The 19,203-nt window shown below is 70.7% G+C and carries 15 protein-coding genes; 4 read left to right on the top strand and 11 right to left on the bottom strand.

Features of this window, described 5'->3' with window-relative positions; genetic code table 11:
- Positions 1–40: 40 nt before the first annotated feature.
- From AC3ENX_RS08265 to AC3ENX_RS08275, 3 genes are read left to right on the top strand one after another with little or no spacing between them, the layout of a single operon-like run.
- A complete protein-coding gene (locus tag AC3ENX_RS08265; RefSeq protein ID WP_434811390.1) occupies positions 41–1,513 on the top strand; it encodes an MFS transporter in 1,473 nt (490 codons plus the stop codon).
- A 10-nt stretch (positions 1,514–1,523) separates the two neighbouring features.
- Complete coding sequence (locus tag AC3ENX_RS08270) at positions 1,524–3,263, top strand: aldehyde dehydrogenase family protein (RefSeq protein ID WP_434811391.1); 1,740 nt, start codon at positions 1,524–1,526, stop codon at positions 3,261–3,263.
- Positions 3,260–4,867 (top strand): GMC family oxidoreductase, encoded by a 1,608-nt coding sequence (locus AC3ENX_RS08275; protein WP_434811392.1) that lies wholly within the window; start codon positions 3,260–3,262, stop codon positions 4,865–4,867. The genes AC3ENX_RS08270 and AC3ENX_RS08275 overlap by 4 nt, the downstream gene beginning before the upstream one ends.
- A gap of 82 nt (positions 4,868–4,949) precedes the next feature.
- On the opposite strand, the gene AC3ENX_RS08280 is transcribed toward AC3ENX_RS08275, so the two are convergent.
- The 3 genes from AC3ENX_RS08280 to ypfJ form a co-directional block, all read right to left on the bottom strand.
- A complete protein-coding gene (locus AC3ENX_RS08280; RefSeq protein WP_434811393.1) occupies positions 4,950–6,515 on the bottom strand; it encodes a DEAD/DEAH box helicase in 1,566 nt (521 codons plus the stop codon).
- Positions 6,516–6,688: 173 nt separating this feature from the next.
- On the bottom strand, positions 6,689–7,666 hold the full coding sequence (gene pip / locus AC3ENX_RS08285; protein WP_434811394.1) for a prolyl aminopeptidase: 978 nt from the start codon (positions 7,664–7,666) through the stop codon (positions 6,689–6,691).
- A complete protein-coding gene (gene ypfJ, locus AC3ENX_RS08290) occupies positions 7,666–8,532 on the bottom strand; it encodes a KPN_02809 family neutral zinc metallopeptidase (protein WP_434811395.1) in 867 nt (288 codons plus the stop codon). The genes pip and ypfJ overlap by 1 nt, the downstream gene beginning before the upstream one ends.
- A gap of 102 nt (positions 8,533–8,634) precedes the next feature.
- Between ypfJ and AC3ENX_RS08295 the strand changes: the two genes are divergently transcribed.
- Complete coding sequence (locus AC3ENX_RS08295) at positions 8,635–9,063, top strand: recombinase family protein (RefSeq protein ID WP_434811396.1); 429 nt, start codon at positions 8,635–8,637, stop codon at positions 9,061–9,063.
- A gap of 17 nt (positions 9,064–9,080) precedes the next feature.
- Here the strand turns inward: AC3ENX_RS08295 and AC3ENX_RS08300 are convergent, their stop codons facing one another.
- From AC3ENX_RS08300 to AC3ENX_RS08335, 8 genes are read right to left on the bottom strand one after another with little or no spacing between them, the layout of a single operon-like run.
- A complete protein-coding gene (locus AC3ENX_RS08300; RefSeq protein WP_434811397.1) occupies positions 9,081–9,812 on the bottom strand; it encodes an FHA domain-containing protein in 732 nt (243 codons plus the stop codon).
- Positions 9,809–11,416: a serine/threonine-protein kinase gene (locus tag AC3ENX_RS08305; RefSeq protein ID WP_434811398.1), complete on the bottom strand. Its 1,608-nt coding sequence runs from the start codon at positions 11,414–11,416 to the stop codon at positions 9,809–9,811. The genes AC3ENX_RS08300 and AC3ENX_RS08305 overlap by 4 nt, the downstream gene beginning before the upstream one ends.
- On the bottom strand, positions 11,413–12,633 hold the full coding sequence (locus AC3ENX_RS08310; protein WP_434811399.1) for an FHA domain-containing protein: 1,221 nt from the start codon (positions 12,631–12,633) through the stop codon (positions 11,413–11,415). Before AC3ENX_RS08310 ends, AC3ENX_RS08305 begins: the two co-directional genes overlap by 4 nt.
- Positions 12,633–13,454: a PP2C family protein-serine/threonine phosphatase gene (locus tag AC3ENX_RS08315; RefSeq protein WP_434811400.1), complete on the bottom strand. Its 822-nt coding sequence runs from the start codon at positions 13,452–13,454 to the stop codon at positions 12,633–12,635. The genes AC3ENX_RS08310 and AC3ENX_RS08315 overlap by 1 nt, the downstream gene beginning before the upstream one ends.
- Positions 13,451–14,581 carry an RDD family protein gene (locus AC3ENX_RS08320; protein ID WP_434811401.1) on the bottom strand — a complete coding sequence of 377 codons (1,131 nt, stop codon included), beginning with the start codon at positions 14,579–14,581 and terminating at the stop codon, positions 13,451–13,453. Before AC3ENX_RS08320 ends, AC3ENX_RS08315 begins: the two co-directional genes overlap by 4 nt.
- Entirely contained in the window at positions 14,578–16,839 is a 2,262-nt protein-coding gene (locus AC3ENX_RS08325) for a transglutaminase-like domain-containing protein (RefSeq protein WP_434811402.1), read from the bottom strand. The genes AC3ENX_RS08320 and AC3ENX_RS08325 overlap by 4 nt, the downstream gene beginning before the upstream one ends.
- On the bottom strand, positions 16,836–18,215 hold the full coding sequence (locus AC3ENX_RS08330; RefSeq protein ID WP_434811403.1) for a DUF58 domain-containing protein: 1,380 nt from the start codon (positions 18,213–18,215) through the stop codon (positions 16,836–16,838). Before AC3ENX_RS08330 ends, AC3ENX_RS08325 begins: the two co-directional genes overlap by 4 nt.
- On the bottom strand, positions 18,215–19,186 hold the full coding sequence (locus AC3ENX_RS08335) for an AAA family ATPase (RefSeq protein ID WP_434811404.1): 972 nt from the start codon (positions 19,184–19,186) through the stop codon (positions 18,215–18,217). The genes AC3ENX_RS08330 and AC3ENX_RS08335 overlap by 1 nt, the downstream gene beginning before the upstream one ends.
- Between the last annotated feature and the right edge of the window lie 17 nt (positions 19,187–19,203).

Raw genomic sequence — 19,203 nt, forward strand, 5'->3', positions numbered from 1 at the left:
CTTGCTCGGCGCGGCCCCCGCGGGCGGATAGCCTGGCCAGATGGGCAACGATGCACCGCCGCGCGAGCTGACGCGCGGCACGGTCGCGCGCTACGCGGTCGGCTCGATCGGCACGGGCGGGTTCGGCACCCTGCCGGGGCTCGTGCTGCTGTACTACCTGACGGACAACCTCGGTGTGACGGCTGCGCTGGCGGGCGTGATCATGACGGTCGCGAAGGTGTGGGATGTCGTGATCGACCCCGTCGTCGGTGCCCTGACCGACCGCGACCTCGCGCGTCACGGCACACGACGACGCCTCATGCTCGTCGGTGCGCTCACGATTCCGGTCTTCTTCGCGCTGACGTTCGCGGTGCCGCCCACGCTCGGACCGGTGGTCGGCGCGATCTGGGTGCTGATCGCGTTCCTGTTGACGGCGACCGCATTCAGCCTGTTCCAGGTGCCGTACATCGCGTTGCCGGCAGAGCTCGCGACCCGATACGACACCCGCACGACGCTGCTCACGTGGCGGGTGGTCGTGCTGACCTTCGCGATCCTGCTGTTCGGCGCAGGCGGGCCCGTGCTGCGCGGGATCACGGGCGATTCGACGAGCGGCTACCTGCTGATGGGGGTCGTCGCCGGCGTCGTGATCGGCGTCGGGATGCTGGTGTCGACCGGTGTCGCCGGGCGCACCGCCCGCACCCGTTCGGCGATGACGGCGGCGGCGACGAGCTCTGCCGAGTACGCCGAACTGGTGGCAGGCCAGGTGTCGGGCCGCCCCGAGCACAACGCAGCGCGCGATGCGTCGACGTCGGGCGGCGGCATCCGCGACAATTTCCGTTCGGCGTGGGAGGCACTCACACGCAGCCAGCCGTTCCGCGCACTGCTGGCGACGTTTGTGCTGCAGGCGCTCGCGACCGGCCTCATGCTCGCGGGCGCGCAATACCTCGCGACGTGGATCATGCGGTCGGAGGATGCGGTGACGCTGCTGTTCGTCGCGCTCATCGCTCCGGCCCTGCTCGCGACGCCCGCGTGGGGCGGGTTGGCCCGGCGCATCGGCAAGGAGGCGGCGTTCGTGATGGCGAGCGCGCTGTTCGCCGTCGCCGCGACGAGCATCGTGCTCGCGCTGTGGGCTCCGGGCGACTGGATCTACATCCCGGTCGCGTTCGCAGGAATCGCGTACGCCGGCATGCAGTCGCTGCCGATGGCGATGCTGCCAGACGTGATCGCCCACGATGCGAGGCGGTACGGCGCGGGCCGGGCGGGCGCGTTCGGCGGCGTGTGGACGGCGGGTGAGACGACCGGGTTCGCACTGGGTGCTGCGGTGCTGGTGCTCGTGCTGCAGTTCGCGGGCTACGTCTCGCGCACGGCGGGCGAGAGCGTCAGCCAGCCGGATGCCGCACTGTCGGCGATCGTGCTGAGCTTCAGCATCGCGCCCGCCGCACTGATCGCGTTGAGCCTGATTCCGCTCTCCCGCTACCGGCTGCGCCGCAGTGATATCGAGAGAGGGGACGTCGACCGACGTGACATCGACTGAGAAGACCTCCGTGCCTTCGACTGCTGACATCGAACCCACCCCGATCGCGCAGGGCCTCACCGAGGCCGACCGCGCCGTCGAGGCGGTGACCGCCGGCGCGCGCTCGTGGCCGCTGTTGACGCTACGGCAGCGGGTGACGCTGCTACGCCGCATCCGCGCCGCCGTCGTCGCGGCCGCCACGGACTGGGCCGACGTCGCCGCGACGTCGAAGGGCCTGGAGCCCGGGCATCCGCTGCGGGGCGAGGAGTGGCTGTCGGGACCGTATGCAGCGCTCACCGCGCTCGACGCGTACGCCGGCTCTCTCTCGCGGCTGGCGCGCGGCCAGAGCCCGGCGCACGATATCGGGGCGCGTGCGGCGCCGGGTGGCCGGATCGCACTGTCGACGTCACCGTTGGATGCCGCGGACGCGCTGCTGCTGTCGGGCTACTCGACCGAGGTGTGGCTGCAGCCCGGTGTCACCGAGTCGCAGGCCCGTGAGCGCGCTGGGCTGGCGCAGCGGACGCCTCGCGACGGCGGCGGGGTCGGCCTCGTGCTCGGTGCCGGCAACATCACGTCGATCCCGTTCCTCGACGTGCTCTACGAACTGCTCGCCTTCAACCGGGTCGTCGTGCTCAAGGTCAACCCCACGCAGGACGCGATGGTGCCCGTGTTCGAGCGCGCGCTGGCCCCGCTCATCGAGCCCGGCTACCTGCGCATCGTCCGCGGCGACGGCGCGGTCGGCGCGTATCTCACGCGGCATCCCGGCATGGACCATGTGCACATCACCGGGTCGGACGCGACGTTCCGCGCGATCGTATGGGGCCCCGGCGGCACCCCGGGCGAGGGCGACCCGAAGCTGACCGTGCCGATCTCGGCAGAGCTCGGCGGCGTCTCGCCGATCATCGTCGTGCCCGGCATCTGGTCGACCGCCGACCTGCGCTATCAGGCCGAGCACGTCGTGACGATGCGTCTGCAGAACAGCGGGCACAACTGCATCGCCGGGCAGGTCGTGCTGCTGAGCGAGGACTGGCCGCAGCGCGACGCGTTCTTGCGCGAACTGCGCGCCGCGTACGCCCGCGCCCCGCGGCGATCGGTCTGGTATCCGCACGCCGACGCGAAGCTCGACGCGGCGCGCGAGGCCTACCCTGACGCGACGTGGAGCCCCGACGGCCGCCGCGCGCTCATCGAGACGACCCCGGATGCGGCCGAGGCGCTGCAGAGCACCGAGTACTTCTCCCCCGTGCTGGGCGTCGTCACGCTCCGCGGGCTCGGGCAGGAGTTCGTCGACACCGCCGTCGCGCACGCCAACGAGCACCTGCACGGCACGCTCGGTGCGAACCTGCTCATCGACCCGGTGACGCAAGCGGCCCTCGGCGACGGGTTCGAACGGGCGATCGCAGACCTGCGCTACGGCACGGTCGCCGTCAACGCGTGGACGGCGTTCGGCTTCCTCACCCCCACCGCGACGTGGGGCGCCTACCCTGGCGGCACGCTCGCCGACGCGCCCAGCGGACTCGGCATCGTGCACAACGCGCTGCTGCTCGACGACGTCGAACGCACCGTCGTCCGCGGCCCGTTCCGGCCCTTCCCCCGCGCACTGCGCACCGTGTTCGAACGGCGCGACCTCGGTCTGCTGTCGGTGCTGCCGAAGCCACCGTGGTTCGTCACGTCGCGCACCGGCGCCGCCGTCAGCGAAGGATTCACGCGGTTCCGCATGGACGGCAACATCCCGCGCCTGCTCGTCACGCTCGTGAAGGCGTTCGGGGCGTGAGCGCCGGCGAACGGCTGGATGCCGACTACATCGTCGTCGGCGCCGGATCTGCGGGCGCCGCGCTGGCGGCGCGGCTCAGCGAGGACCCGACCGTGCAGGTGCTGCTGCTGGAGGCCGGCCCCGTCGACCGCGCCATCGAACTGCACGTGCCCGCCGCGTTCTCGAAGCTGTTCCGCGGCCCGCACGACTGGTCGTACGACACCGTGCCGCAGCCGCATCTGAACGGCCGCACCGTGTACTGGCCGCGCGGCAAGACGCTCGGCGGATCCTCCTCGCTGAACGCGATGATGTGGATCCGCGGCTTCGCCGCCGACTACGACGAATGGGCGGATGCCGCCGGCTCCGACTGGTCGTGGGATGCCCTGCAGCCGTACTTCCACCGCGTCGAGGCGACCGAGTCGACGACCGACCCCTCGCAGGGCACCGACGGGGCGCAGGCGGTCACGGTGCAGCGCGACCCGCGGCCGCACACGGCGGCATTCCTCGACGCCGCCCGCGAACTCGGGCATCCCGTCACCGCCGCCAACGCCCCGAGGGGGCAGGGCTTCTCGCAGACGATGGTGACCCAGTCCCGCGGCGCCCGCGCCTCGACGGCGGACGCGTACCTGCGGCCGGCGCGGCGGCGCCCGAACCTGACGGTCATCACCGACGCGCTCGTGCGCCGGGTCACGTTCGACGCCGACAAACGCGCCACCGGCGTGTACGTCGAGATCGACGGCATCCCCCGCCACGCGACGGCCAGGCGCGAGGTCGTGCTCAGCGGCGGCGCGATCAACACCCCGCAGTTGCTCATGCTGAGCGGCATCGGGGCTGCCGACCACCTGCGCGAGGTCGGCGTCGACGTGCTCGTCGATGCTTCCGAGGTGGGTGAGAACCTGCAGGACCACCTCGTCGCAGGCCTCGCGCCGGCCGCCGAGGGCGGCACCCTGTTCGGCGCCGAGTCGCCCCGGCAGCTCATGGACTACCTGACGCGCAAGCGCGGCATGCTGACGTCGAACGTCGCCGAGGCGTACGGGTTCGTGCGCACGTCAGCGGCCGAGGATGCCGGGGTTCCCGAGGGATTGCCCGACATCGAGATCATCTTCGCCCCGGCGCCGTACGTCGGCGAGGGGCTCGTACCGCTGCCGGCCGAAGGCATCACGGTCGGTGCGATTCTGCTGCGGCCGCACAGCCGCGGCAGCATCCGGCTGGCATCGGCCGACCCGACGCAGCATCCGCTCATCGACCCGCGGTACCTGTCCGACCCGCGCGACGTCGCGGCGATGACGGCGGGCCTCGGCGAATGCGAACGGCTCATCGCGACCGACGCCCTCAGTGCGGTGACCACGGGCGGTTGGGTGCAGCCCGAAGGCGGCGAGCGGATGAGCGCCGAGGAGCGGATCGAAGCGTCACTGCGGCAGTACTCGCACACGCTGTACCACCCGGTCGGCACGGCCCGGATGGGCGCGGATGCGGCATCCGTCGTCGATCCGGAACTGCGCGTGCGGGGTGTGCACGGACTGCGGGTGGCCGACGCGTCGGTCATCCCGACGATCATCCGGGGACACACCAATGCCCCCGCGATCGTCATCGGCGAGGTCGCCGCCGACCTGCTGCGCCGCTGACGTCGCCGAGTTCGTGGCAGTCGTTGTCGCCGGACTCAGCTGCGAGCGACAAGTACTGCCCCGAACTCGTGCCGGTCGAGGGTCAGCGACCGCGGCGTCCGGCGCCGTTCTGACGGACGACCGAGCCGACCATCAGCTTGCCGCCGTCGTGCGAGGCGCGACGGCCCTTCGTGCGCGGGTTGCCGGCCGGTGCCTGCTGCGCGGGACGCGCGTGCTGACGCTCGGTCGCCGCGGCATGCGTCGCCGACTGCCCGCGACCGCCCTGACCGCGGCTTGCCTGGCCCTGGCCGCGGCCGGCGCCCTGCGCGGCCTGGCCGGCGTTCTGGCCGCCCTGGCCGCCACGACCGCGGCGACGTCTGCCACCGCCCTGGCCGTTCTGCCCACCGGCGGGCTGGCCGCCGCGGGCATCGCGCGCGGCGCGCTTGCGCTGTGCGTTGGCGCCCTGGCTGCGGCCGGGCTGCTGCTGCTCCTTCGGCGCGGGGGCGACGAAGGGGGCGACCTCGCCGACGAGGTCGGTGACGGCTGCGCTGGATGCGTCGACCTTCTCGGGCGTGACGGTGATCGCCGCCTTGCGCAGCAGATCCTTCACGTCCTTCTCCTGACCGGGCAGCACGACCGTGACGACCGAACCGGCGGCGCCGGCGCGGGCGGTGCGGCCCGAGCGGTGCAGGTACGCCTTGTGCTCCATCGGCGGGTCGACGTGCACGACGAGCTCAACGTCGTCGACGTGCACACCGCGCGCGGCGACGTCGGTCGCAACGAGCACCTTCGCGGCACCCGACGAGAACGCGGCGAGGTTGCGGTCACGCTGCGGCTGCGACAGGTTGCCGTGCAGGTCGACGGCGGGAATGCCCTCGCCGGTGAGCTGCTTGGCGAGCTTCTTCGCGGCGTGCTTGGTGCGGGTGAAGAGGATGCGGCGGCCCATGCCGGAGGCGAGGGCCCGCACGACGTGCTTCTTGGCGTCGGTGTCGGCCAGGTGGAACACGTGGTGGGTCATCGCGTCGACAGGCGAGGTGGCCTCGTCGACCGAGTGCATGACCTCGTTCTGCAGGAACTTGCGCACCAGCTTGTCGACCCCGTTGTCGAGGGTCGCGCTGAACAGTAGGCGCTGCCCACCGCGCGGGGTCTTGTCGAGGATGCGGGTGACGACCGGCAAGAAGCCGAGGTCGGCCATGTGGTCGGCCTCGTCGATGACGGTCATCTCGACGGCATCCAGCTTGACGAAGCCCTGGCCCATGAGGTCTTCGAGACGGCCGGGGCACGCGACGACGATGTCGACGCCGCGCTGCAGCGCCTGCACCTGACGGTTCTGGCTGATGCCGCCGAAGATCGTCGTGGTCGTCAGGCCGTACGCGGCAGCGAGCGGCGCGAGGGTCGCGTCGATCTGGGTCGCGAGCTCACGCGTCGGGGCGAGGACAAGCCCGCGGATGCGGCTGCTACGGCCGTCGCCGAGGCGCGCGGCCATCGGGATCGAGAAGGCGAGGGTCTTGCCCGAGCCCGTGCGGCCGCGGCCGAGCACGTCGCGGCCGGCGAGCGTGTCGGGCAGGGTGTCGACCTGGATCGGGAAAGCAGTGGTCTTGCCGTCGGCGCGGAGCGCGTTCACGAGTGGGGCGGGCACGCCGAGCGCGCCGAAGGTGATGTCAGTCATGGAGAAGTCTCTGGGCACGCAGACGGTGCCCGGTCGGTGGCCTGCATGCGGATGCGCACACAGGTTCGCCGTACGAAGAATGTCAGCCGGCTTCAGGATCGGGGCCCTGGCGGCGAGGGAAGCGTTGAACGACGCCTCGGCGCACGGAATCGCGCACCGAACGACTGAGTCTATCAGTCGAGAGCGAACAGGTCGGTCGCGTCGCGCAGGGCGGCAGCGATGCCGGATTCGGCGGCGGAGTGCCCGGCGTCGTCGACGACGACGAACTCGGCCTCCGGCCACGCCCGGTGCAGGTCCCATGCGGTCATCATCGGGGTGCACACGTCGTAGCGTCCCTGCACAATGACCGCCGGGATGTGCCGGATGCGGGCGACGTCCTCGATCAGCTGCCCCTCCCGCATCCACCCGCCGTTGAGGAAGTAGTGGTTCTCGATGCGGGCGAACGCGAGCGCTGCGACCGGGTCGGTCATCGCCTCGACGAGTTCGGGGTCGGGGCGAAGGGTCACGGTCGAGGCCTCCCACCGTGTCCAGGCGAGCGCCGCCGCGCCGTGCACGGCGGGGTCTGGGTCACTGAGCCTGCGGTGGTACGCCTCGATGAGCCGCGACCGCTCGAGCACCGGGATCGGCGCGAGGTACTGCTCCCACAGGTCGGGGAACAGGGCCGACGCGCCGCCCTCGTAGAACCACTCCAATTCGTGGCGGCGCAGCGTGAAGATGCCGCGCAGCACCAACTCGCTGACCGCGTCGGGGTGGCACTGCGCGTAAGCGAGCGCGAGGGTACTGCCCCACGAACCGCCGAAGACCATCCACCGTTCGATGCCGAGGTTGCGCCGCAGCAGGTCGATGTCGGCGACCAGGTGCCACGTCGTGTTGTGGCGCAGGTCGGCATCCGGTTCGCTCACGTGGGGCGTCGACCGGCCGCAGCCACGCTGGTCGAGCAGGATGATGCGGTAGCGCTCGGGGTCGAAGAACCGCCGATGCCAGTCGGACGTGCCACCGCCGGGGCCGCCGTGCAGGAACACGACCGGCTTGCCCTCGGGGTTGCCGGACTGCTCCCAGTAGACCCGCTGCCCCTCACCCGCGACCAGGAAGCCGGTCTCGTACGGCTCGATGGGGGGATAGAGGATGTCGTCGAGGTGCGCCGTTCCCATCACGGCGTCCCGGCGAACGTGTCGCACGCGCCGACACCGTTCTGGTACCCGGTCGCGAACCAGCGCTGCCGCTGCTCGCTCGAGCCGTGCGTCCAGCTCTCGGGGTTCACCTGGCCGGACTGGGACTGGATGTTGTCGTCGCCGACGGTCGCGGCAGCCTCGAGCGCGTCACGGATCTGCGCCTCGGTGGGCTCCTTCAAATACGCTGTGCCGCTCGCGTCCTTCGATTTCGCGGCGTCCGCGACCCACGCACCCGCGAAGCAGTCAGCCTGCAGCTCGATGCGCACCCCGTTGCTCTCCGGGCCCGACCCGTTGTTGGGGTAGCGCTCCATGATGCCGGTGATCTGCTGGATGTGGTGCCCCCACTCGTGCGCGAGCACGTACAGCTGGGCGAGCGGCCCCGCCTCGTCACCGAACTGCTGACGCAGCACCTCGAAGAAGGTGGGGTCGATGTAGACGGCTTCCTCGGGCGGGCAGTAGAAGGGGCCGGTCGCATTGGATGCCGTGCCACAGGCGCTGGAGGTCGCGCCGTCGACGATGATCAGTTCGGGCGCACGGTAGCGGTCGAGCTGTGTGCCCCAGAAGTCGTCGAGCACGAGCTGCGCCGCCGCGAGACGGCATTCGTCGTTCGTGTTGGCGTCGGCACCGGTGTCGCAGTTCGCGATCACGGTCTCTTCTGCCTGCTGCCCACCGCCGAGACCGCCTCCGCCGAGGAGACCGCTGAGGTCGGCACCGGTGAACATCTGCAGCAGCAGGATGGCGATGCCGCCGAGCCCCGCAACCCCTGCGCCGCCGGCGATGAGGCCGCCGCGGCCGCGCTTGCGGGCGGTGCTGCCGCTGACGTCGGCATCCCTGTTGAACGTCATGGCCACACCGTACAGCCATTTCTCAGTGAAATGCGGCCCGCCACATCGACCGTGATCCATCCGTATCGGGTCTGGGATGATGGTCGGCGACGAAGGAGCCTCATGACCGACGAGCACCGCGCGCCCGCCGACTACGCCGAATCGATCGCGCTGCCGGTCGACCACGACGAACTGCCCGCCGAGGTCGCCGCCATCCTGCCCGGCCCCGACTGGTGGGCAGCCCGCCCGCAGGGCTCGCGACTGGTCGGACTCGTCGTGGCGCGCGACGACATGCCCAGCATCCTCGCCCAGCGCGACGCGCTCGCGGCGTTCGGCGTGCCCATCGCCGGCTTTCGCCACCCGGCCCCCGAGACGGGCGAGAGCTGGCAGGAACGCCTGACGCGCCTGTTCGGTCGGCTCACGGCCGGTGAAGTGCTCGTCGTCGCCGACAAGCACGCCCTCGGACGCGACGTCGACGAAGAGACCCGCACCCTCGCCGAGCTGGGTCGCCGTGGCGTCATCGTCAAGGTGCTGGGGCACGCCCGCGCCTGAGCACGGGCGGACGACGGTCAGCGCGCGGATTCGAGCAGTTCGGGGTCGTCGAGCATCGCCAGGTCGGCCCGGGTGATGAGCCGCGACGCGACGGCGTGCTCGACGAGGCGCACGCGACGGTTGGTCGCCGATGAGGTGACCCCGCCGCGCAGCCCCGGCACGCCCTGTCGGTCGAGCTTGTCGCATACGTTGTCGAGCTTGCGGTTGAACCGTGTGAGCGCCCACCCCAGGCGCTCCGCAGCACCCGCAGAGCTCGGCAGTTCGCTCATGCCGGTGCCCTCGCGACGCAGCACCGGCTCGGCGAGTGCCACGATGAGCAGCTTCTGGCTCACCGTCAGCGGCACCGCCCCGATCGTCGAATCGCCGTCGGCGTCGACTTCGGGCAGGGTCTCACGGAACGCGGGCTGCGCCGTCGTAATCGACAGCTCGTACGTCGTGGGCCCGGCACTGAAGACGACGGTGGTCGACGCGAACACGATCGGCAGCCGCGCCCCGGGCGCCAGTTGCGCCTGCACGCGGCCTTCGGTGTCGGTGACGGTCGCCGACAGGCGTGAGCCGATGTTGACGAGCCACCACATGCCGCCGGCCTCTTCGACCGACAGGAACAGCCTGTGGAGGAACCGGTTGTCGTCGAGTTCGAGGTCGCCCTCGCGGCCGATCAGGAATTGCTGCCCGGGCGAGACCGTGAAGTACTCGCCGGCGTACTCGATCGTGACCGTGCCGGTCTGCTCGGGTTCGACGCTGCTCATGGGGTGACGCACTCCTTCGCCGGGTCGCTGTAACGGCCCCCGTCTCGCACGACCTGCACCGCGATGCACACGCCACCCGCATCGACAGGCACCGTGACGGTCGCCTCTTCGGTGGTCTGCGAATCGCCCTGCGTGTCGAGTGTGTAGGGATACCAGACGTAGACGTCGCCGTCCTGCGGGTCGGGGTTCGTCCAGGTGAACGTCGCCTGCCCCGATGACACCGTGCCGGTCAGCTCACCCGGAGGTGCGATGAAGCCGCCGAGCGGGTCCTGCGGCTCGGGGGTGCCGGTGTCGGTCGGCTGCGGCTCGGGCGTGGGCCCGAACACGCTGAACAGCGCGACGACGATCACGATGAGCAGGATGCCGCCGCCCACCGCGAGCCCGATCCACAGGCCGCGCCGCGAACGCGGCGCTGCGGGCGCCGGGGCCGGCGCTTCCGCCGTCGGCGCGACGGGCCCCTGCGCGGGCGCTGCGGGCGCGTGCTGTGCGGTCGGCGCACTCGGGGGGATCGTCGCGGGGCCGCGGAGCACGGTGGCGTCGTCCTGGTCGGGCGTCGCGACCGGCGTCGCATGGCGAACGACGGTGTGGTCGGGCACCGATTCGACGACGGGCTCGAACTGCGGACGTTGGCGGGTGTTGCCGGCAGCGGGGTTGGTCTGCGGTTCGATGCTGACGATGCCGCGCACGCGCGTCAGTTCGTCGTCTTCGTCATCTTCGAGCTCTTCGGGCGGTGCGTCGTCGAGGATGTCAATGGGCGTGACCGAGTGGGCGAGTTCGATCTGCACCTTCTGCAGGGCGCGCGCGAAGGCGACTGCACTGTCGTAGCGGTCACCCGGGCGCTTCGACATGGCTCGATCGAGCACGACCTGCAACGACTCGGGCACGTCGGCGCGGTCGATGCGCTGCAGCGGCTGCGTCTCGATGCGCTCGATCAGTTCCGCGCCGCCGTTACGCCCGCCGGGCACCTCGAACGGCGACCGCCCCGCGAGCAGCGTGTAGACCGTGGCGCCGAGCGCCCAGACGTCGGAGCGCACGCCCGACTCGGGGACGTCGGCGAACGACTCGGGCGGCGACCACGGGATCGACATGCCCGACGAGTCGGCTTCTGCACCGGTCTCGGTGGCGATGCCGAAGTCGGTCAGGGCAGGACGGTTGTACTCGGTGACGAGGATGTTGGCGGGCTTGATGTCGCGGTGCAGGATGCCGGCACGGTGCGCGGTCTCGACGGCAGCCGCCACCTGTACGCCGACCCGCAGCGCCTCGGCGACCGAGAACGCCGAGGCCCGAGAGCGCACCTGCAGGTTGGGGCGGGGGCAGTACTCCATGACGAGGTACGGCCGGCCGTCGCCCGAGACACCGGCCTGGTAGATGGTGACGATCGCGGGATGCGTCGACAGCAGTGCCATGACGTTCGCCTCGGCGGCGAATTGCTCGGCGGAGCCTCCTGCCATGCGGTCGGGCAGGAGCACCTTGACCGCGACGCGTCGCCGCGGCATCTGCTGCTGGTACAGATACACATCGGCGAAGCCGCCGGACCCCAGCACCTCGACGAACGTGAAGCCCGGAAGTTGGGGCGGCGGCGCCGGTTGACGCTTACTGTTCACGGAAGATCCTCGAACGTCACCGTGACACCGTCGCCGATGTCGAGCACGTCGCCGCTGACGACCATGGTCGCCTCGCCCGGATGCAGCCGGACGGGCTCCTGCCCACCACGCAGCAGCACGCTGCCGTTCGTGGTGTTGAGGTCGGTCACGAGCACGTGTTCACCCTCGCTGCGGATTTCGACGTGACTGCGCGAGATGTCCTGCTGCGGGCTGTCGACGGCCACGAGCACGGGCAAATCCGCGCCCGACGTACGTGTCGACTTGGGGCGGCGCCCGATGACGACGGTGCGCTCCAGTTCGACGACTCGACCGGTCGACAGTGTGATGCGCCCTCTCGAGGGTTGGCGGGGCGGCACGTTGTCGGTCGAGTGGTAGTCGGCCTCCCGCGCCTTGAGTGCGCGCAGGTCGGCGACCGCAATCGTCTCTCCGTCGTGGTCGCCAAGTGATTCGGGCGCCGGCGGCGGCGGGACGGGCGGCGCCGGGCGGGCGATCGTCTCGCCCCACAGGATGTCGTCCTCCGACGGCGCCGCGGTCAGCCAGGTGTCGGCGGGCACCTCCGCTGCGGACGCTTCGAGCTCCGCAGTCGGCGCGACTTCCACGTCGGTTTCGTCGTCGGCTCCGAGATCCGGCACCGGCTCGGGCGCGGGCTCCGGCTCAGACTCGGGTTCCGGTTCCGGTTCCGGCGCGGACTCGGGCTCGGCGGGCACGTGCGTCATCCCGAACTCGACGGGAGCGGCGGCGACCGACGTCGAAACCGCACCCGCATCCCCCGCGGTCACCGTCAGCGCAGATGCCACGACAACACCCGCCGTCAGCGGCAGGGTCGCAGCCGCATCGAGGTCGCCGTCGAGTTCCAGCGTCACTCGCGCGGCACCCGGCAGGAACCGTTCGGTCCAGGTCGACACGCCCTCGCCCGAGACCGCTTCAGCGGCATCCGTTCCCTCGACGACCAGCTCGAGCGGGCCGCGCACTGCAACGCGGATGCCGCCGCCCTCGACCGACACGAGCGCGAACGACGGCAGCACCGTCAACGATGTGCCGAACGCACCGGTGAGCGCATCGAGCAGCGCACCCAGACCACCGGATCCGAGGCGGGTGAACACCGCCTCAGCGGTGAGCGGGCTCACGTCGGGCGACAGCACAGCGACGCTGTCGCCCGCGACGACCGCGCGCCAGCGATCGGTCGCCGGCGACGGCACATACCTGACCTCGACCATCAGCGTTCCCCCCTTGTTCCCGACCGCGGACGCGTGTCCTCGTCGAGATCAGCTCTGCGACCACCTGCCGGAGCGGTGTCGAAGACATCTTCCTCGCCGCCGACGCCGATGGCGTCGAGGACGATCGCGGTGATGTTGTCACGTCCGCCGCGCACGAGCGCCTCGTGCACGAGACGAGTCGCCGCACCCTGCGGATCGTGCTCGTCGGCGAGGATCTCGGCGAGCCGCGCTGCGTCGAGCTCACCCGAGAGCCCGTCGGAGCAGACGAGGATGCGGTCGCCGCGCTCGGCCGGCACCATCCAGTAGTCGGCTTCGCCGTCGCTGCCGGCGCCGATGGCGCGCGTGATCTCGTTGCGGCGACGATCAGCGGCAGCAGAGACCCCGTCGAGCGCGCCCGCGTCGATGAGCTCCTGCACGACGGAGTGGTCGACGCTGATCTGTTCGAGCACACCGCGCGCGAATCGGTACGTGCGCGAATCGCCGACGTTGATCGTGAGCCAGTAGCCGACGCCGCCGACCTCGCTGACGGCGACGCCGGTCAGCGTCGTGCCGGCCGCACGTGCACCGCTCGCGATCGCGCCGACACGGACCCGGGCACGGCGCAGAGCGGCGCGCATGTCGTCGATGCCGATGCTGTCGCGGCCCACGAGTGCTGCGAACTCCTCCACGACGGCCGCGCTGGCCCGATCGCCGGCATCGTGTCCGCCCATGCCGTCGGCCACGAGGAACAGCGGCGCGCTGGCCAACAGAGAGTCCTCGTTGACGGTGCGCCGCCGACCCTCGTGGGTCGCGGTGCCGCAGGCGACGTCGATGGGCTTCATCGAGCGACCTCCAGCGTCACGTGACGGTCGCCGAACTCGAGGATGTCACCGGCCCGCACGCTCGTGCGCTCGCCGGGAGCCGCCTTGCGTCGGTCATCACCGCGGCGCAGGAGCACCCCGTTCGTCGAATGGCGGTCGATGACGAACAATCCGTCGTCATCGGACCCGATCTCGAAGTGGGTCTTCGACAGCGAAAGCGTCTCGTCACGGACCGCCACGACGTTCGCGCCCGCCTCCGACGAGGGGTTGCGTCCGAAGATCGTCCGGCCGTAGAGCGCCTGGCGGCTGCCGTCATCCCACACCACGGCGGCGATCGCCTTCGGGCCGCCCTGCGTCAGCCGGGCCTCGTCGACGGGCACCGCGTCGGGGCCCATCGTCTCGGGTGTCGGCGCGGCGGGGCGGCGAGGCGGCGGACCGGTGATGCCGGGAACGAACGCGATGACACCTTCGGCGGGAGTGGGCGCCACCTGCGGCTGCACCGGCGCGGGCGCCACGGGCGAGGATGCCGGTGCAGGGTGACCCGATCCGAGCATCGTCGCCTCGACGTCGCTCGGAAGCGCGTGCTCGGCGGTCGGCGCGGCCTGCTCGGAGATGACAGTGTGCTCGAGATCCTCGGGCAGGGCATGAACGGGCGGGGGCGGCGGCGATGCGGACGCGATCGGCGGGACCGTGGCGAACGGCACAGGCTCATGACCCACGCGGATGTCGGTCATGACCGCCCCGGTCGCCAAGTCGTGCCAGCCTCGGTGCCACGGCGATCGGTCGAACAGCGGCGAGAAGACACCGACGATGATCGCGGACCCGAAGCCCCAGATGAGGTTGCGACCGAGCGCGCGCCCGAACCCAAGCGGCTGATCGTCGGCGAGCACAGCGAGCCGCAGGCTCATGATGCGCATGCCGATCGACCCGTCGCCGCCCTGCATGACCGAGTACACGCCGAACCACATCAGTGCCAGCAAGTTGGTGATCAGCACAGCTGCGATCACCGGGAAGCCGCCCTGCGTGCTGATGGCGATGCCGATCAGAATCCCGCCGATGGCACCGACGAGCGCACCGCCGATGGCGCCGTCGATGACGTAGGCGATGACCCGCCGCAGCAGTTCGGCGGGAACTCTCGCGCCGCTCATTTCACTCCTCCACGTCGGAACGACCGCAGGCTCAGGCGCGCGCGCAGGCGCTTCCAGACCGTCGCCGATCCCTTCATCCCCCCGACGATATCGTCCACCTCACGCCAGAATGCGTCGACGTCTTCGCTCGTGGGCTCGCCGGGGCCGTAGACATCGGCATCCGCACGCCCCGCGAGGGCGACCACGCGAGGCCCTTCGAAGCTCTCGCCCACGACCGCCGCGCTCTCAGCACGTGTGGCGCCCGCGACGATGGGAGTCCTGAAGTCGATCGCGTTGTCGACCAACTCGTCCCAGCCGCCCGAGATGCGGTCGGCGCTGCGCTCCGCACGGCGCCGCTTGAGTCGGCGGCTCGCCTTGATCGCACCGACGACCAGGAAGGGCGTGATGATGAGGGCGATGATGCCGAGCCCGAGTCCACCCACGAGCAGCACGGGACCGAGCCAATCGAGATTGGCCTCTTCCTCTTCTTCCTGCTCGCGCTCTTCGGCGATCGTCGGCGGAAGCTCGGCCGGCTCCTGAGCGGGCGGCGGCGGCTGCAGCACCTGCGGCTTCGGGTTCGCGCGCGGCTTGGTGTTCTGCTCGCTCGGCTCGTTGTCCTCGTCGGGTGTCGGGTCGAACGGCACCCAGCCGTGACCGGTGAAGGCGATCTCGACCCACGCGTGCAGGTTGTCGCCGGTCGCTGTGAAGGTGCCCGTGACTTCGTCGTCCTCTGCGGGGTGCCACCCCATCACGACGCGCGCCGGCATGCCGAGTTGCCCCGCGACGAGCGCCATCGCGACTGCATACTGCTCGTCGTCGCCGATCATCTGATCGCCCGTGAAGAGCTGGTTGATGCGCGCCGAGCCGTGCCCGGACGGCGAGAGCACGTCGCCTTCGAGCCCGTGGCTGAAGTAGCCGTCGGTGTTGAACCACGCCTCCAGCGCCCGTGCGCGCTCGATCGGGGTCTCGGCCTCTTCGATGGCGGCCGAAGCATCTTCGACGATGCCCTCGGGCACGCCGCGCTGGGCGGGCATCTTCAACGGTGCGAACCGCACGTCGGCGAGCGTCTCATCACTCGGGACGCGACTGAAGACGGTGTCGATCGTGTACGCGTCGCCGCGCGCGACGCCGGCTGTGGTCACTGCGGTGCCGGTCGCGTCGTTGTAGTGCGCGGAGCGTCGCAGTTCTTCGGCACGGGCGCCGGCGAAGTCGAACTCGCGCACAGCGCCCGCGTCGGGCAGCCACACGCCTTCGAGCGCTTCGATCTCGAACTGCAGCTGCGCCTCGGTACCGACCGCTTCGGGCGACATGTTCGAACGGATCGCCGTGAAGGCGCTCGATGAGCCGGCACCGTCGTCGGCGACGTTGTAGACGACACCGTTGTAGGCATCCATCGTCGCGAGCCGGATGCGTTCGTCTTCGGGCAGGCCCGTCACCGTGAACAGCGACTCCTCCTTGAAGTCGCGCACGTAGGCACGGAACGACTGGAGCGGGCTCGCGTACTGGTGGACGTCGAACGGCGGAATGATGAAGTCGCGCAGCACGTACCGTTGCGTCGGCGGGCTTGCGACCGCCGCGGTGGCGATGCCGGCACCGGCAGCGATGACCAGCACCGCGGCACCGGCGATCAACCGACGCGAACGGGCGGCACGCTTGGCACCGGAGGGTGCGTCGGCGGATTCGACGCGGACGGCGCCGCGCGCCGGGTCCCACGCCTGCCGCAGCGACAGCCACACCACCGACACGACACCGAAGACGACGCCCTGCACGAGCGGCGCCGCCGGCTGTGCGACGCCGAACAGGATCTGCACACCCAGGTAGACGGCCGCAGGAATGAGGCTCCACGCCGCCGGAGTGACGCGCATCGCGAGCGAACCGGTGAGCACCGCGGCGACGAGCGTCATCAGGAACGGCACGATGAGGTGGCCGTCGTACACGGCCACCGGGGGCACGGTCGTCAGCAGCTGCTTCCACGACGTCACGGTGCCGACCGCCAGCTGCCGCCACGTCTCCAGCGTCGGGATGACACCGAAGATCGCCGTGTGCGGCAGCGCCAGCGCACCGCCGAACAGGAAATACGCGCCGGCGGTGAGACCGGTGAGGATCAGCACGCCGAAGCGTCGCCACAGCCCCACCCATGCGATGCCCAAGCCCAGCGCGAGCCCACCGAGCGCAGCGACCAGGTACATCGGACTGTCGAACGTCGGCCCGAAGCCGACGACGCCGACCATCAGCAGCAGGGTGACGGCGACCAGATCGAGGGTGACGCGACGGTTCACGAGAGCACCTTCCGCACCGCACGGGGAAGCTGGTCGAGTGCACCCAGGGCTACCACGTCGGCATCACCGATGCGGCGCAGTTCGGGCGCCTCGATACGGTCGGCGACGATCGCGAGCACCCGCACCCCATAGGGCAGCCGAGAGCACGCGAGCCGCAACCGCGCGCTGTCGACCCGGCTGCCGGTGACGAGCACGACGACAGCAGCCTGCGGCGAGTGGGCAGCCAGCGCGCCGGCGAGTTCGACGATGCCGCCTTCGCGTGGACGCGAATGCTCGAGCGCCGACAGTTCGTCGAGGAACCGGCGACCCGACTGCGCCCGCAGCGCACCCTTCTGCACGCGAGCATCGAGCACCCGCGAGTCGCGGAGCGCCCGCAGACCCACGGAGCCCGCGACCGAGATGGCGAGTTCGAACTCGTCGGCGGTGCGGTACTCATCGGGGTGGGTCGACAGGCCGACGACGAAATGCGAACGTCGCGTCTGTTCGTACTGTCGCACCATGACGTCGCCGACGCGCGCCGTCGACTTCCAGTGCACGTGGCGCAGGTCGTCGCCGGGCTGGTACTCACGCAACGCATGGAACGACACGTCGTCTCGCTCGAGCTGCTGCACCGGCAGCCCCTCGAGATCGCGCAGGTGACCGAGCGAGAGCCCCTCGAGATTCGTCGTGCGTGGATGCACATACAGGTCGACGGCCTGTCGCCGGTCGTGCGTGCGCTCGAAGAGTCCGAGTGGGTCACCGCGCAGCACGCTCACCGGGCCGACCGCGAGCACGCCGCGGTGCGTGGTCGGGATCGCGAACAGTTCTTCATGGCTCGCCCCAGCGGCCAGTCGTGGAATCTGGAAGATGCCGCGACCGGCACCGACCGGCAGAACCACTTCGGACGGCAGAATCGCCCGCGAGGTGGCGTTCGTCAGGGTCAGGGCCCCCACGGCCCGTTCGCCGACGACGACGTGGCTGCGCGTGAGGTCGAGGTCGACGTCGTACGAGGTACGCCCGAACAGGAACACGAGGCACAGCAGCAGCACGGCCGTGATGACCGCGGCGGCGATCATCGCCTCCTGCCAGCCGAGCCAGAACGTGACGACCCACAGCACGACCGCGACCGCGATCACCACCCACGCGACGGGGCGGATGACCGCCGCGATGTCGCGGATGCGCGTCGTGATCTTCGGGCCCCACACCTCGACCCACTCGCGCACGCGATCCCAGCGGTGATCGGTCGACGTGGCCGGCTCCGCGGATGCTCCGGACTCGGCGGACTCGTCCACCTCGGCATCCGACGCGACGACAGCCGCCTCGGCCTCGCCGGCGCGCGCAGCGGCAGCCCGACGCGAAGCTCGCGTGGACTGCTCGGCGTCGCGCGTCGCGGTCATCAGGCCGTGGCCCGCGACAGCGGCGCCTCGACGTCGGCGAGGGCGCGCTGGATGACGGTGTCAGCCGAGATGCCCGAGAACTCGGCCTCGGGGTCGAGCACGAGACGGTGTGTCCACACAGGCGCCGCCAGCAGCTTGATGTCGTCGGGCACGACGTAGTGACGACCCTGCGAGGCGGCGTGCACCTTGGCGATGCGGATCATCGAGATGGCACCGCGCACCGAGACGCCCAGCCGGGTGGCTTCGGCGTCGCGCGTGGCCTCGACGAGCTGCGCGGCGTAGCGTGCGACAGCGGGGTCGACGTGCACGGTGGCGGCCAGGTCCGCCATGTCTGCGACCGCACCGGTCGTGATGACCGGGCTGAGCTTGGCCGACGGGTTGCGGTCGACCGTGCCGACGAGGATGCGCTCGGCGACGGCGAGCGACGGGTAGCCGATCGACGTCTTGATCATGAAGCGGTCCAGCTGCGCCTCGGGCAGCTTATAGGTACCGGCCTGCTCGATCGGGTTCTGGGTCGCGAGCACGAGGAACGGGCGACCCACCTCGTGCGCGACACCGTCGACCGTGACGCGGGACTCTTCCATGACCTCCAGCAGCGCCGACTGCGTCTTCGGCGAAGCACGGTTGATCTCGTCGGCCAGCACGATCGAGGCGAAGACGGGGCCGCGGTGGAACTCGAACTTGTGGTTCTGCTGGTCGTAGATCGTGACACCGGTCACGTCGGAGGGCAGCAGGTCGGGCGTGAACTGGATGCGGGTGCTCGTGCCCTGCACGCTGGCCGCGATCGCCTTCGCGAGGCTCGTCTTGCCCGTGCCGGGTGCGTCCTCCAGCAGCACGTGGCCTTCAGCAAGCATCGCCGACAGCACGAGGCCGACGACGTCGCGCTTGCCCATGAGGGCGATGTCGACGTTGTCGACGAGCTTGGTGAACGTGTCGCGGAACCAGGCCGCCTGCTCGGGGGTCATGCTCATGCCGGAGTGTCCTTCGT

The sequence above is a fragment of the Microbacterium sp. bgisy189 genome, assembly GCF_057707225.1.

Excerpts from the sequence above, each read along its gene's own strand:
- AC3ENX_RS08315 (WP_434811400.1), bottom strand. The coding sequence starts at position 13,454 with ATGAAGCCCATCGACGTCGCCTGCGGCACCGCGACCCACGAGGGTCGG.
- AC3ENX_RS08265 (WP_434811390.1), top strand. The coding sequence starts at position 41 with ATGGGCAACGATGCACCGCCGCGCGAGCTGACGCGCGGCACGGTCGCG.
- AC3ENX_RS08310 (WP_434811399.1), bottom strand. The coding sequence starts at position 12,633 with ATGGTCGAGGTCAGGTATGTGCCGTCGCCGGCGACCGATCGCTGGCGC.
- AC3ENX_RS08335 (WP_434811404.1), bottom strand. The coding sequence starts at position 19,186 with ATGAGCATGACCCCCGAGCAGGCGGCCTGGTTCCGCGACACGTTCACC.
- AC3ENX_RS08280 (WP_434811393.1), bottom strand. The coding sequence starts at position 6,515 with ATGACTGACATCACCTTCGGCGCGCTCGGCGTGCCCGCCCCACTCGTG.
- pip (WP_434811394.1), bottom strand. The coding sequence starts at position 7,666 with ATGGGAACGGCGCACCTCGACGACATCCTCTATCCCCCCATCGAGCCG.
- AC3ENX_RS08320 (WP_434811401.1), bottom strand. The coding sequence starts at position 14,581 with ATGAGCGGCGCGAGAGTTCCCGCCGAACTGCTGCGGCGGGTCATCGCC.
- AC3ENX_RS08295 (WP_434811396.1), top strand. The coding sequence starts at position 8,635 with ATGACCGACGAGCACCGCGCGCCCGCCGACTACGCCGAATCGATCGCG.
- AC3ENX_RS08300 (WP_434811397.1), bottom strand. The coding sequence starts at position 9,812 with ATGAGCAGCGTCGAACCCGAGCAGACCGGCACGGTCACGATCGAGTAC.
- ypfJ (WP_434811395.1), bottom strand. The coding sequence starts at position 8,532 with ATGACGTTCAACAGGGATGCCGACGTCAGCGGCAGCACCGCCCGCAAG.
- AC3ENX_RS08330 (WP_434811403.1), bottom strand. The coding sequence starts at position 18,215 with ATGACCGCGACGCGCGACGCCGAGCAGTCCACGCGAGCTTCGCGTCGG.